The sequence below is a fragment of the Geothrix fermentans DSM 14018 genome, assembly GCF_000428885.1.
In the GTDB taxonomy this organism is placed as follows: Bacteria; Acidobacteriota; Holophagae; order Holophagales; family Holophagaceae; genus Geothrix; species Geothrix fermentans.
Genome location: NZ_AUAU01000007.1, coordinates 1 through 13078, shown reverse-complemented (window position 1 = coordinate 13078; position 13078 = coordinate 1). Strand labels below are relative to the sequence as shown.

The 13078-nt window shown below is 67.2% G+C and carries 9 protein-coding genes; 1 reads left to right on the top strand and 8 read right to left on the bottom strand.

Translation table 11 applies throughout. The features are described 5' to 3' along the window. Positions 1–79: 79 nt before the first annotated feature. The 4 genes from G398_RS0101915 to gmk form a co-directional block, all read right to left on the bottom strand. Positions 80–2086 carry a dipeptidyl-peptidase 5 gene (locus tag G398_RS0101915; protein ID WP_026852338.1) on the bottom strand — a complete coding sequence of 669 codons (2007 nt, stop codon included), beginning with the start codon at positions 2084–2086 and terminating at the stop codon, positions 80–82. Positions 2087–2198: 112 nt separating this feature from the next. Next, the gene (locus G398_RS0101910) at positions 2199–3356 is read right to left on the bottom strand and encodes an acyl-CoA dehydrogenase family protein (RefSeq protein ID WP_026852337.1); all 1158 of its coding nucleotides are present in this window, start codon (positions 3354–3356) and stop codon (positions 2199–2201) included. Positions 3357–3368: 12 nt separating this feature from the next. Next, positions 3369–4949, bottom strand: coding sequence for a S41 family peptidase (locus tag G398_RS15485; RefSeq protein WP_052571147.1), 1581 nt, complete (start codon positions 4947–4949; stop codon positions 3369–3371). A gap of 42 nt (positions 4950–4991) precedes the next feature. Then, positions 4992–5606: a guanylate kinase gene (gene gmk, locus G398_RS0101900; RefSeq protein ID WP_026852336.1), complete on the bottom strand. Its 615-nt coding sequence runs from the start codon at positions 5604–5606 to the stop codon at positions 4992–4994. 75 nt (positions 5607–5681) lie between these two features. On the opposite strand from gmk, the gene G398_RS0101895 reads away from it, so the two are divergent. Further along, complete coding sequence (locus G398_RS0101895; protein ID WP_026852335.1) at positions 5682–6215, top strand: DUF1579 domain-containing protein; 534 nt, start codon at positions 5682–5684, stop codon at positions 6213–6215. A gap of 6 nt (positions 6216–6221) precedes the next feature. Here G398_RS0101895 and G398_RS0101890 read toward each other — a convergent pair whose 3' ends face one another. The 4 genes from G398_RS0101890 to G398_RS0101870 form a co-directional block, all read right to left on the bottom strand. Continuing rightward, entirely contained in the window at positions 6222–9236 is a 3015-nt protein-coding gene (locus tag G398_RS0101890) for a PEP/pyruvate-binding domain-containing protein (RefSeq protein ID WP_026852334.1), read from the bottom strand. 95 nt (positions 9237–9331) lie between these two features. Beyond that, positions 9332–10696 (bottom strand): NADP-specific glutamate dehydrogenase, encoded by a 1365-nt coding sequence (gdhA, locus tag G398_RS0101885; RefSeq protein WP_026852333.1) that lies wholly within the window; start codon positions 10694–10696, stop codon positions 9332–9334. A 262-nt stretch (positions 10697–10958) separates the two neighbouring features. Next, positions 10959–11873 (bottom strand): pirin family protein, encoded by a 915-nt coding sequence (locus tag G398_RS0101880; protein ID WP_052571233.1) that lies wholly within the window; start codon positions 11871–11873, stop codon positions 10959–10961. 884 nt (positions 11874–12757) lie between these two features. Next, positions 12758–13078: transposase (locus G398_RS0101870; protein WP_026852331.1), on the bottom strand; the 321-nt coding region annotated here is incomplete at its 5' end.

Sequence of the window (13078 nt, the reverse complement as noted above, 5' to 3'; positions counted from 1 at the left end):
ACCACCAAGACACCAAGGCACCAAGAAAAGAAAAAGCAGTTCTTGGTGCCTTGGTGTCTTGGTGGTTCAGCTTGCGGCTTTACTTCGTCCAGCGTTCGCACCAGCCGAGGACGGTGTCGTACCAGAGCTTGCTGTTCTGGGGCTTGAGGACGAAGTGGAACTCGTCGGGGAAGTAGAGCAGCTCGCTGGGGATACCGCGGAGCTGGAGGGTGTTGAAGAGCTGGAAGGCCTCGCCCACGGGCACACGGTAGTCCAGCTCGCCGTGGATCACGAGCATGGGCTTCCTGAAGGCTGCGGCGGCGCTGCTGGGGCTCTGGGACTGCCAGCGGGCCTTGGTCTCGGCGCTCTCCCAGGGCCAGCCCTTGAACTCCCAGCGGGGGAACCAGAGCTCCTCGCTGCCCACCTGCATGCTCTCGGTGTTGAAGATGCCCGCGTGGGTGACGAACGCCGCGAAGCGGTCGGGCTCATGGCCCGCCAGCCAGTTGGTGGCGTAGCCGCCGTAGCTGCCGCCGCAGGCCACCACGCGCTTGGGATCGGCGTTGGGGAACTGCTTGAGCACCGCGTCCAGCGTGTTCATGAGATCGGTCATCACGGCGCCGTTCCAATCGCCGCTGATGGCGTCGCAGTAGGCCTGGCCGAAGCCCGAGGAGCCGCGGGGGTTGGGCAGCACGGTGATGAAGCCGCGGCCCGCCCAGGCCTGGGCGTTCCAGCGCGGGTGCCAGCTGTCGTTCCAGGCGCCCTGGGGGCCACCGTGGATGACGAAGGCCACGGGGTAGGTTTTCTTCGGATCAAAGCCCACAGGCTTCACGATGAAGGCGTGGGCCTTGGTGGCCTTGCCAGTGAGGGGCACGGTATCCACCCAGAGATCCTCGCCTGGGTTGAGGCTCAGCTCCCTGGCCAGGGCCTCGTTGTGGTGCGTGGCGCGGGCCGCCTGGCCCGTCTTCAGGTCCAGCGTGTAGAGATCCTGGGGCGTGGCGAGGCTGGTGGAAACCACCAGGGCCTTGTCCTTGTCCAGCGCGAAGCCTTCGATGTGCAGGCCCTTGCTGAGCCGCGTGAGGCCCTTGGCGTCCCAGCGGAAGAGGTCCGCATGGCCCTGCTGGTCGCTGACGCCCACCAGGTCCTGGCCCTGCCACTGGAAGTCGCCGAAGCTCTGGTCGAAGGCCTGGGTGGTGCGCACGACCTTGCCCGTGGCCCGGTCCATGACCCACAGCTCCCACTTGTCGGATTCGAAGCCGGGTCGGCGCTGGGCGCGCCAAGCCAGGGACTGGCCGTCCGGCGAGTAGCGGGGCGTGGTGTCCATGGCCGGGTTGTCGGAGAGCTTCCGGGCCGGGCCGCCTGCGAGGGCCACCTCGTAGATGTCGCCGTTGGTGCTGGTGGCCTTGGTCTGCTCGGGGTGGGTCTCGAAGGCGAGGGCCTTGCTGTCGGGCGCCCAGGCGAAGCCGTCCCCGGCGGCGACATCGGCGAAGTTGGGCACGTCGGTGGCGAGGCCGGCGGTGAGATCCCGGGGCGCGGCGCTGCCGTCCGCGGGCACCACGAAGAGGTGGCTCACCTGCTGGTCGTCCTTCCACTCGTTCCAGTGGCGGTACATCAGGTGGGTGATGAGGCGGGCCTTGACCTTGCTCTCCTCCTGGCGCTTGAGGTAGGCCGCATTCTCGGCGTCGTTGCCCGAGGGCACGGTGGTGGAGAGGAAGGCCAGCCACTTGCCATCGGGGCTCCACACCTGGCCTTCGGCGCCACCGCTCAGCTTGGTGAGCTGGCGCTTCTCCTTGGTGCCCAGGTCCACGATCCAGACCTGGCCGCCGGACTGGTAGGCCAGCTTCTTCCCATCGGGGCTGAAGCGGGGCCGGCTCTGGCTTCCAGGGCCCAGGTCCAGGGCCTTCGCCTCGCCGCCGGCGGGCTTGTACCAGACGTGGGTGGTGGACTTGTTGGCCTGGAAGTCCACGGTGCCCACCTGGTAGGCCAGGGCACCCGTGGCGGAGAGCTGGGGGTCGGTGACGCGCTTGACCTTGAAGAGGTCGTCCACCTGCATGGGGCGGGCGGCCAGGAGGGGCAGGCCTGCGGCGACGAGGAGGATCAGGGCCTTCATGGGGACTCCGGGAGCAGACGTGGTGGCCGGGCTTCGCACGGGCACCGCGTGGGGGTGCACGAGGGGGGACGCAGAGGACGCGAAGCGGCCGGGCGGTCCCCCTTTGTTCATATCAGTATTCGGACAGGAGGTAGCGGGCGATGACCGTGCGCTGGATCTCGCTGGTGCCTTCGCCGATGGTGCAGAGCTTCACGTCCCGGTAGTACTTCTCCACCGGGTAGTCCTTGATGTAGCCGTAGCCGCCGAGGATCTGCACGGCCTGGTCCGCCACGCGGCAGGCCACCTCGGAGCTGTAGAGCTTGGCCATGCTGGCGGCCTTGGCGTAGGGCAGGCCCTGGTCCTTGAGGCCCGCGGCGCGGTAGATGAGCAGGCGGGCGGCCTCGATCTCCATGCCCATGTCCGCCAGCTTGAACTGGATGCCCTGGTGGTCCGCCAGGGGGCGGCCGAAGGTGTGGCGGATCTTGCTGTAGCGGACGGCCTCCTCGAAGGCGCCCTGGGCCATGCCGAGGCCCAGGGCGCCGATGCTGATGCGCCCGCCGTCGAGGGTCTTCATGGCCTGCTTGAAGCCCACGCCCTCCTCGCCCAGGAGGTTGGCCTCGGGCACCTTCACGTCCTCCAGGATCAGCTCGGAGGTGTCGCTGGCCCGCAGGCCCAGCTTGTTCTCCTGCTTGCCGGCCCGGAAGCCGTTCATGCCCTTCTCCAGCACGAAGGCGCTGATGCCGTCGGCGCTGCTGCGGCCGGGTTCGGAGGGGCGGGTGCGGGCCATGACCACGAAGATGTCGCCCACGGTGCCGTGGGTGATGAAGGTCTTGGTGCCGTTCAGGACGTAGTAGGAACCCTCCTTCTTCGCGGTGGTGCGCAGCGCCCCGGCATCGCTGCCGGAGCCGGGCTCCGTGAGGCCCCAGGCGCCGATGGCCTTTCCGCTGGCCAGGGGCTTCAGGTACTTCTGCTTCTGGGCCTCGCTGCCCATGGCGTAGATGTGGTTGCTGCACAGGCTGTTGTGGGCGGCCACGGTGATGCCCACGGAACCGTCCACCCGGGAGAGCTCTTCGACCACCACGGCGTATTCCTGGTAGCCCATGCCGGCGCCCCCGTACTCCTCAGGGAAGATGACGCCCATCATGCCCATCTCGCCCAGCTGCTTCACCACGTCCATGGGGAAGGTCTTGGCCTCGTCCCAGGCCATGACGTGGGGCCGGATCTCCTTCTCGGCGAACCGGCGCACTTCCTGGCGCAGGGCCTCGACGTGCTCGGGGAGCGTGACATCCATGGGGACCTCGCTTCAGCGGAGGGTGGCTGCGGTGGTGACGGGCGCGCGGCCCAGGAGCTGCTTCTTGCGGAGCAGGGCCTCGGCCTCGGGCATCACCTCGAGGGCCTTGAGGATCACGGGATCCTTCGCGCACTGGAGCTTGAAGCCGGCCTCCACGCCGAAGGCCACGTTCTGCATCTCGATGGAGAGCTGCTCCTGCATGCCCTCCAGGTTGTCCGCCCACTCCTTGTCGGTGATGGGGAGCTTCTGCTCCTGGGCCCAGGCGCGGAAGCGGGCCATCACCGCATCGTTGGCGCGTTCGCCGGGGAGGATGCCGAAGCGCTCCTTCTCCTGGACGGCGTAGCGGAAGAAGGCGGAGTGGCGGAAGCGGAGGTTCACCATGAACTCGTTGAGGCGGACCTGGGGCAGGGGGTAGTCGGGGTTGATGCCGCCCCCGCCGTAGACCATGCGGCCCAGGTCGGTCTTGAAGGCCGGGCCCTGGGGCTTGGGATCCTTGTCGTCCTCAGGGTTGTAGTAGTCGTCCAGGCCGTGGCTGTAGTCACGCTGGATGCTGCGGCCCGAGGGGGTGTAGTAGCGGGCCGTGGTGAGCGCCAGGCCCCGGGAGCGGTTGATGGGCAGCACGCTCTGGACGAGGCCCTTGCCCCAGCTGGTCTGCCCCACCACCAGGCCGCGGTCGTGGTCTTGCACGGCGCCGGTGACGATCTCGCTGGCGCTGGCGGAGCCGCGGTTGATGAGCACCACCAGGGGGAAGGGATCGAGCTGGGCGCCCTTGCTGGTGCGGGTCTGGTTCTCGTCGCGGCCGTCCCGGCCCTTCTGGCTCACGATGAGCTGGTCGGGGCCCAGGAGCTGGCGGCAGATGCCGATGGCCGCGTCCAGCACGCCGCCGCCGTTGCCGCGGAGGTCGAGGATGAGCCGCTTCATGCCCTGCTTCTTGAGGGAGGCCACGGCCTTCTCGAACTCGTCGGCCGTGGTTTCGCCGAAGTCCTTGATGAGGATGAAGCCCGTGGTGGGGTCCAGCATGAAGCTGTAGTAGACGCTGTTGGTGGGGACCTCGGCCCGGGGGATGGAGAAGCGCAGCAGGTCCGCGATGCCCGAGCGCTGGATGGCGATCTCCACCAGGGTGCCCTTCTCGCCGCGGAGCTTCTGAAGGGCGGCGCTGGAGGTCATGCCCTCGGTGCTGGTCCCGTCGATCTCCTTGATGATGTCGCCGGAGCGCACGCCCAGGCGCTCGGCGGGGCCGCCCTTCATGGGGCTGATGATGGCGATGCCCTGGTCGTGCTGCTGGATGATGGCGCCGATGCCGAAGAAGGAACCCTTCTGCTCCTCGCGGAGCAGCCGGAACTCGCTCTCGTCCATGTAGTTCGAGTGGGGGTCCAGGGTGTGGAGCATGCCCTGGATGGTGGCGTGGGTGATCTGGCGGGGTGCCGGGGGCTCGGGGCTCTGCTTCTGCACGAGGTCCATGACCTCGGTGAGGGTCTCCAGGCTGCGCTGGCGGGCGCCCTCGGCGCCGGACCGGGCCAGCAGGGGCCCCGCCACGGCGACGGTGGCGGCCATCACCATCCACATCCAGTTGCGCTTGAGGAATCGGGCCATGAGGCTCCCGGGGAGAGTCCCTCCAGGATACCCCCGTGCTTCCTAGAATCCCTCCAGGATCCTCCGGGCCGCGGGGGCCATGCGCTCCCGGGCCGCCCGCGCGGCGAGGACGATGCTCTCGAACTGCCTGTAGGCGAGTTCGAGGTCGTCATTGAGGATCAGGTAGTCGTAGGCGGAATACAGCTCCAGCTCGTGCTTCGCGTGCTGCATGCGGATGTGGATCTGCTCGTCCGAGTCCTGGCCCCGGCTCCGGAGGCGCTGCTCCAGGGCGGCGGCGGAAGGGGGCAGGATGAAGATCATGCGGGCCTCGGGCATGGCCCGGCGCAGGTTCATGGCCCCCGTGGTCTCGATGTCCAGGAGGATGTCGCGGCCCGTGGCGAGGACGCCGTCCAGCCAGGCCCGGCCCGTGCCGTAGCGGCGCCCGTAGACCTCCACCCACTCGACGAGGCCGCCCTCCGCCACCAGGGCGTCGAAGCGGGCGTCGTCGATGAAGAAGTAGTCCCGGCCGTCCACCTCGCCGGGCCGGGGCTTCCGGGTCGTGAAGGAGATGGAGAAGCTCAAGTCCGGCACGGACCGCACCAGCCGCTGGGTCAGGGTGGACTTGCCCGCCCCCGAAGGCGCGGAGACCACGAACACGTTGCCGGGATGCTGGATCAAGGGGCCCTCCAGCCTTTACTTTAGCGGAAGGGGGGCCGGCGCCATCGAGGGGTAACATGGGCGCCTGGAGGCCCCATGCGCGCCCTGATCCTCTCCCTCGGATGTGCCCTGACCCTGACGGCCCAGGAGGGCCAGCTCCCCAAGCCCACGAGCCACCACCTGGCCATGAGGGACCAGGCCGGCACCTGGATCGCCGTGGCGAAGATGTACATGGATCCCTCGAAGCCGCCCGTGGTGTCCAAGGGGACGGAGACCAACACCCTCGTATCCGGCGGACTGTGGCTGAAGTCCGAGATGCGCGCCGAGATGATGGGCCAGGCCTTCGAGGGCCACGGCCTCTTCGGCTACGACACCCACCAGGGCGCCCACGTGGGCAGCTGGGTGGACAACGGCGGCACCTGGATGGCCGTCAGCAAGGGGACCTGCGCCAAGGACTGCCGCGAGATGACGCTCTTCTTCGAGGGCCGCGACGAGGCCGGGAAGCCCCTCGCATTCAAGGAGGTCCACACCCAGGTGGACCACGATCACCGCACGGCCTCGATGTTCGTGAAGGGGAAGGACGGCGCCTTCGTGAAGCTCATGGAGATGGAATACACCCGGAAGAAGTGACGGGGCCTACAGGAACTCCTCCGGTTCCTCGGGGACAGGCTCCGGGGCGCGCTTGAAGATGGCGGAGGCGCTGCGGCGCCCGTCCATGACGATGTGGACGGGCTCCTCCAGCCGCGTGTGCACCAGGCAGCCCGAGCGCCAGGCCTCGGGCTGCCGGCGCAGCCAGTCCCAGTCCAGCAGGGCGGTGCCGCGCGGGTAGGGCACGGTGAAGTAGCCGATGTTCAGGGACGTCACGTTGTGGAAGAAGTGGGAGCCCAGCGAGGCATCCGCCTGGAAGTTCTCCATGGCGTACTCCACGATCACCTGGGCGCAGGAGATCATGGACCACACGATGGGGATGCCCAGGTGGCGGTCGTTGCTGCCCCAGCGGCCGGGCCCCAGCAGGACGTACTTCCCGCCCTCGGCGCGGAAGCGGTCGTTGAGTTTCTCGATCTCCGCGGCCAGGGCCGGAGTCTCGAACTTGTCGAAGCCCTCGGGATCCACCCAGACCACGTCCCGCAGGCCCTCCACGGTGCCGTTCCCCACGCACTTCTCGGAGAACAAGAAGACCTCCGCCGGGTCCAGGTCCTCGATGGCCAGATTCACGTCCCCGGTCTCCAGCAGCTGGTGCTTGATCTGGAGGAGGGTGAAGGTGGGCTTGCCGTTCTGGGGGTCGGGGTCCAGGTTGACCGCGAACTCCAGTTCCACGGGCGTCTCCATGGCCTCGCGGATCAGCTCCAGCAGGCGCTGCAGGATCTTCGCCAGGGGGAACTGGTCGTACTTGAGGATGTTGCGGAAGTTCACGATGCGCGGCCCCACGTGGTCGAGGCCGTCCTGGATGCGGTCGTCGTTCCAGTCCCACACCGAGGCGCAGTGGTGGAGGGCGCCGTCCTTCTCCGCCTCCCCGATGTCCAGGCTGAGGAGCGTGGCGTCCTCGCCCGCATAGAGGTCCACGGAGGTGCGGCTTAGGTCCAGGGCGTAGAAGTGCTTCTGGGTGGTGCGGAGCTGCTCCTTGGGGGGCAGCATGTCCATCTCGGGGTAGGGCGGGGTGAAGCAGTAGGCCTTCTCCCCCTCCACCACGTACTTGCCCAGGCCCACCGCGAGGTTGGCGATGCCGTCCTGGGGCTGGGTGTAGGCCACAGGGTAGTAGTTGAAGGACTGGGCCACCCCGGAGATGTGCGGGTAGAAGCGGGTCCCGAAGCGCCGCCCCGAGACTTCCTGGATGAGGATGGCCATCTGCTCTTCCTCGATCTTGTAGTCGATGGCCTGGAAGTAGGCCCGGGAGGCCTTGGAGTACACGGAGGCGTAGACCAGCTTGATGGCCTCCATGAGCTGGACCTCCCGCACGGCGGGGTCGGGGTCGTTGTTGGGCAGGAAGAAGGTGCTGTAGAGGCCGGCGAAGGGGTGGGAGAGGCTGTCCTCCAGGAGGCCCGAGGACCGCACCGCCAGGGGTACCTTGGCGTGCTTGGTGAGGAAGAGCCGCAGCTTGGAGATCAGCTCCGGCGACAGGGAGCCCATGAGGAAGCGGCGCTTGATGGCGTCGTCGTCCACGTCGTCCTGGATCAGCTGCCGGAGCCCGTTCCGGTGGATGAAGCCGGAGAACTCCTCGGTGCCGATGATGGCCGAGCGGGGGATGCGGATGTTCGCCTCGGGGACCAGGCTCTCCAGGTCCATGCGGGAGAGCATGGAGTGGGTGAAGGCCACCCCGCGGCCCTTGCCGCCCATGGAGCCCGGGGCCAGGCGCAGGATGTTGGGCTCGTCCCGGGGCGTGGACTCGGTGAGGGGGATCACCTTGCCCAGGGTCTTCATGCGCTGCACGTAGTCGCCCACGTCGATGAGGAAGGTGCGCAGGTCCTCGGGGTCGCGGTAGTCCGAGATGCGGAACTTGGCCAGCACCTTGGCCACCTGCACCTCGCCGCGGGCCATGATCCAGGACGAGAAGTGGTTGCGCAGGGCGTGGTAGACCAGGGACTCGGCGGGGATGGTGCGCAGCTTCTCCCGCAGGTCGTCCATGTCCGTGGCCCGGGCGATCTCCTCCCCGGCCTGGTCGCGGAAGATGAAGTCCCCGAAGCCCAGGCGCTCGTAGAAGAAGGCGGACAGCTCGGCGCCCAGGGTGTAGGAGTTCTTGTTGAGGAAGCCGCTGCCCAGGGCCGTGGCCCAGGATTCCTTGAGGGGATCCGAGGACTGGAGCAGGGTCGGCAGGTCCGGGATGCGCTCCTTGAGGGCCCGGATGAGCTTGATGCCGGCCTCCCGGTCCAGGGTGCCGTCCTTGGGGAACTTGCGGTCCGAGATGACGCAGAGCAGGCAGTCCTGGAACTGGTCGCAGAAGGCCATGGCCTCCTCGTAGGACGTGGCCAGGATCACCTTGGGGCGGACGCGCATGGAAAGCGTGCGCGTCATGCGGTCCATGTTCTGGTCCTTGGCCAGGCGCGTGGTCTGCTTGAGGATCTCGCTGTAGAGGATGGGCAGGTACCGCGAGTAGTAGCGGATGCTGTCCTCCACCAGCAGGATCACGCGGGTGAGGCCCACCTTGGTGTCGTTGAGGACGTTGGCCCGGTCCTCCATGAACTTCACCATGGCCATGAAGATCTCGGGGTTCCCGTTCCACACGAAGATCTGGTCGAAGTGGCGCTGCAGCTCCTGGCGGCGCCGGTCCATGACGCCCACCTCCACGTTGTCGTTGAGCAGCAGGTAGATGGGGATCTTCGGCGCCGCCTTGCGCAGGGCGCGGGACAGCTCCACGTGCCCGCCCTGGCCCAGGCGGCTCATGACGATGATGATGTCGAAGTGGCGGCTGGCGCAGCGCTCCAGGGCCTCGTCCACGGTGGAGACGTTGGTCACCCGGGGCGGGTTGCTCATGTTGAGCTGGTAGTAGCCGTCGAAGAGGATCTCGGTGAGCAGGCCGTCCTGCTCCAGCGTGAAGGCGTCGAAGGCCGGCGCCACCAGGAGGATTTCCCGGGTGCGCAGGGGCATGAGCTCGTGGAAGATCTCCTTGTCCGTGGCGTACTTGTGGAAGATCTCGTTGAAGTCGCGGCTGATCATCGCGGGGGCCTCGGATTCCACGCAGTGTACCGGCGTGCGCAGAAAAGGGGGGCCGCACGCGGCCCCCCTTTTCTCTATAGGCGAAAGCGCGGTGCTCAGACCAGGCCCTGGTCGATCATGGAGTCGGCCACCTTGATGAAGCCGGCGATGTTGGCGCCGTTCACGTAGTTGCCGGGGGTGCCGAAGCGGGCGGCCGCGTCGGCGCAGGACTTGTGGATGTTGATCATGATCTGGTGCAGGCGGGCGTCCACCTCCTCGGCGGTCCAGCCCAGGCGCATGGAGTTCTGGCTCATCTCCAGGCCCGAGGTGGCCACGCCGCCGGCGTTGGAGGCCTTGCCGGGAGAGAAGAGGATCTTGCCGGTGTTGGCCTGGAAGAACTCCACGGCGTCCAGGGTGCTGGGCATGTTGGCGCCCTCGATGACGGCCATGCAGCCGTTGGCCATCAGGTTCTTGGCCTCGTCGAGGTTCAGCTCGTTCTGGATGGCGCAGGGCAGGGCCACGTCCACCTTCTGCTCCCAGGGCCGCTTGCCGGCGTGGAACTGGACGGTCTTGAACTTCTGGGCGTAGGGGGCCACGGACATGCGGTCGATGCGGAGCATCTCGGTCATGTACTCGATCTTCTCGCCGCTGATGCCGTCGGCATCATAGATGTAGCCGTCGGGGCCGGAAATGGTGACGACCTTGGCGCCCAGCTGGGTGGCCTTGGTGACGGCGCCCCAGGCCACGTTGCCGAAGCCGGAGACGGCGACCTTCTTCCCGCCGATGGACTCGCCCTTGGTCTTGAGGGCCTCCTCGGCGAAGTAGACCACGCCGTAGCCCGTGGCCTCAGGACGCACGAGGCTGCCGCCCCAGTACTGGCCCTTGCCCGTGAGCACGCCCGTGAACTCCACGCCCGTGAACTCGTTGGCGAGCTTCTTGTACATGCCGAACATGTAGCCGACTTCGCGGCCACCCACGCCGATGTCACCGGCGGGCACGTCGGTGTCGGCGCCGATGTGGCGGAAGAGCTCCATCATGAAGGACTGGCAGAAGCGCATCACTTCGGCGTCGGACTTGCCGTTGGGATCGAAGTTGGAGCCGCCCTTGCCGCCGCCCATGGGCAGGCCGGTGAGGCTGTTCTTGAAGATCTGCTCGAAGCCCAGGAACTTCAGGGTGTCGAGGGTGACGTTGGGATGGAAGCGGATGCCGCCCTTGTAGGGGCCGATGGCGCTGCTGAACTGCACGCGCCAGCCCGGATTGACGCGGATCTGGCCCTTGTCGTCCACCCAGGGCACGCGGAAGCCGATGGCGCGCTCGGGTTCCACGATGCGCTCGAGGATGGCGTTCTTCTTGTACTTGGGCTCCTTCTCGAGGACCGGCGCCAGGGAGTGGAGGATCTCGGTGGCGGCCTGGATGAACAGGCTCTCCCAGGGGGCCTTCTTCTTGAGGCCCTCTAGGACTTCATTGACGTACTGGCTCATGGTTCCTCCGGGAAGGAAGGGGGTGTGAAGGCGGAGCGGAGCTCCGGTCGGATGGGTCTTGGGCGGGAAGACCGGGGCGCCCGTCCCAAGGCAGCCGCGGGGTGGTTCGGGGGCTGAAAACAGGACGACATGACTCTAGCCGCAGGAACCAGACCGGGCGAGGGGCAGGTATCAATAGGTGATGGGAAGCACTAAATCCGGCCCATTCAATCCCCGATGGCCGTAATTGTTTGACGTTGTGTCAAACCCTTCCCCGGCACATTCAGGGGAAGGAGGGCAGGGGGATGAACTCCTCCTCGTCGCCGGGGACGGTGGGGAAGCGGCGGGCCTGCCAGTCCTCCGCGGCCCTGTCGAGGCGGCCCTGGGAGCTGGAGACGAAGTTCCAGGAGATGAGGCGCTTTCCCACGGGGGCCCCGCCCAGCAGCACCAGGCGCGTGTCCGCCGCGGCCTGGACCTCCAGCCGCGCGCCCTCCGCGAAGATCAGCATGTCGCCGGGCCCGGCGGTCTGTCCGGCGCAGGCCACGGAGCCAGAGGCCACGTACACCGCCCGCTCCGCAGGCCCCTCCGGCAGGGGCAGCGTGGATCCGGCGGGCATGGTGGCATCCACGTAGAAGAGGGGGGAGAAGACATGGACCGGCGAAGTGGCTCCGTAGGCCGAGCCCGCCAGCACCCGGAGCCGGACCTCGCCCACCTGGACCTCGGGCAGGGTCCCCCCGGGGTGGTGGTGGAACTCCGGCGCGACCTCCTCCTGGCCGTCCGGGAGGGCCACCCAGAGCTGGAGGCCGTGGAGGGTCCCCCCCTGGGGGCGCAGCTCGGGCGGCGTGCGCTCCGAGTGGACGATGCCCCGGCCCGCGGTCATCCAGTTCACGTCGCCGGGGCGGATGGTCCGGCGGGAGCCCAGGCTGTCCCGGTGCAGCAGCTCGCCCTCGAAGAGGTAGGTGACCGTGGCGAGGCCGATGTGGGGATGGGGCTTCACGTCCATGCCGCCCCCGGGCGGATGGCCCACGGGGCCCATGTGGTCGAAGTAGATGAAGGGTCCCACCATCCGGCGGGCGCTGGCGGGCAGCAGACGCCGCACGGCGAAGCCCTTGGCGATCTCGCGCACCCGCGCGTGGATGACCAGATCCAGGCCGGGCTTTGGGCCTTTGGCGCACTCGGGATCGGCGGCGGGGGTCAGGCTCACGGGATCTCCTCCAGGCCCGGAACAAGGAAGGATAAGCCCTGGCGGATCTCTGTCGAGTCGCCCGACGGGCGGGCCACCCGTTTTGCCCGCGAGGGAGGGGGCCGGATGGCGGGGCTCATCCCCGAGGCGTATGCCGAATTCGCCAGGCCTATCTCCGCGGCCTTTACGAGTCCCGGGGCAGTCACGCGCGAATCGGACGTGGCCGAGGCTGAATGACGCGCCTCCAACCACACCCTCGGGCAGCTGTGCGTCCCCGCCGGGGCCCTAGCCCTGGCCCAGACTCGGTCGCGATCCAGGGGCATGCATCCATGGGCTCTCGAGTCAGCCTGGCATCGTTTCTGGGGTTCGACTCCCGCCCTATCATGTCCACCAAGAAAACACCCCCGCAGGGCGGGGGCGTTTTCTTGGTGGAGGTGGTGGGAGTCCCTCCGCATCACCCCTGCGGGGTGACGCTCCGGCCGCGCGAAATGCTGGCACGCCGCTTAACGCCTCCGGCAGTCCCCCGGACTGCCTCCGGCTACGGCTACCTGCCAGCATTTCAGCGATTTCGACTCCCGCCTTTTCGTTTTCACCAAGCAAAAACTGTGTCGTGAACCAAAAGATGTCCGGTTCAGGAAGCATATTCTGTCCGCATGGGCCCGATTTCATCCCCCTTTGAGGGTCAAAATCGACCGATCAGACCCGGTGCTGGAACCATAATTTGTCCGCTCGTGCAAAGTCCGAAGCATAAGTTGTCCGATCGTGCAGAAGTGTTGCAAGATTAATATAAACAATATATTAACTCGCGCCCCATTAGGACCGCATCAACGAAGGCGCGCGATGAGGGGCATTTAGGACCGGTTATTAAAGGTTCCTCGCTGAATTGGGTGGGTAGGACCTCAGCGGACCGGTAAGGCGAAGTCGAGTTTGCCGGCGATGAGGTAGGCGATGTTGAGGAGGTTGCGGGTGGTCCGATAGCCGCGGGCCTTGGCTTTGGCGGCCTGGATCAAGGAGTTGATGCCTTCGAGGAGTCCGTTGCTGAACCCGCTCCAGAACCAGTGCAGGACGCCATCGGCATGCTCCATCAGGGTTCGGGCGACCTTCTTCATGGGTTCCAACCCAGCCTCCAGAACCATCTCGCACCAGTCGGCCAGGAACTCAGCCGCGGCCTTTGGGTTGGCCTGCTCATAGAAATCCTGGAGGGTGAGGCGCATCCGGTA

Bases quoted from the DNA above. Each gene is read 5' to 3' on its own strand.
- G398_RS0101910 (WP_026852337.1), bottom strand. From the start codon at position 3,356: ATGGATGTCACGCTCCCCGAGCACGTCGAGGCCCTGCGCCAGGAAGTG.
- G398_RS0101915 (WP_026852338.1), bottom strand. From the start codon at position 2,086: ATGAAGGCCCTGATCCTCCTCGTCGCCGCAGGCCTGCCCCTCCTGGCC.
- G398_RS0101890 (WP_026852334.1), bottom strand. From the start codon at position 9,236: ATGATCAGCCGCGACTTCAACGAGATCTTCCACAAGTACGCCACGGAC.
- gdhA (WP_026852333.1), bottom strand. From the start codon at position 10,696: ATGAGCCAGTACGTCAATGAAGTCCTAGAGGGCCTCAAGAAGAAGGCC.
- G398_RS0101895 (WP_026852335.1), top strand. From the start codon at position 5,682: ATGCGCGCCCTGATCCTCTCCCTCGGATGTGCCCTGACCCTGACGGCC.
- G398_RS15485 (WP_052571147.1), bottom strand. From the start codon at position 4,949: ATGGCCCGATTCCTCAAGCGCAACTGGATGTGGATGGTGATGGCCGCC.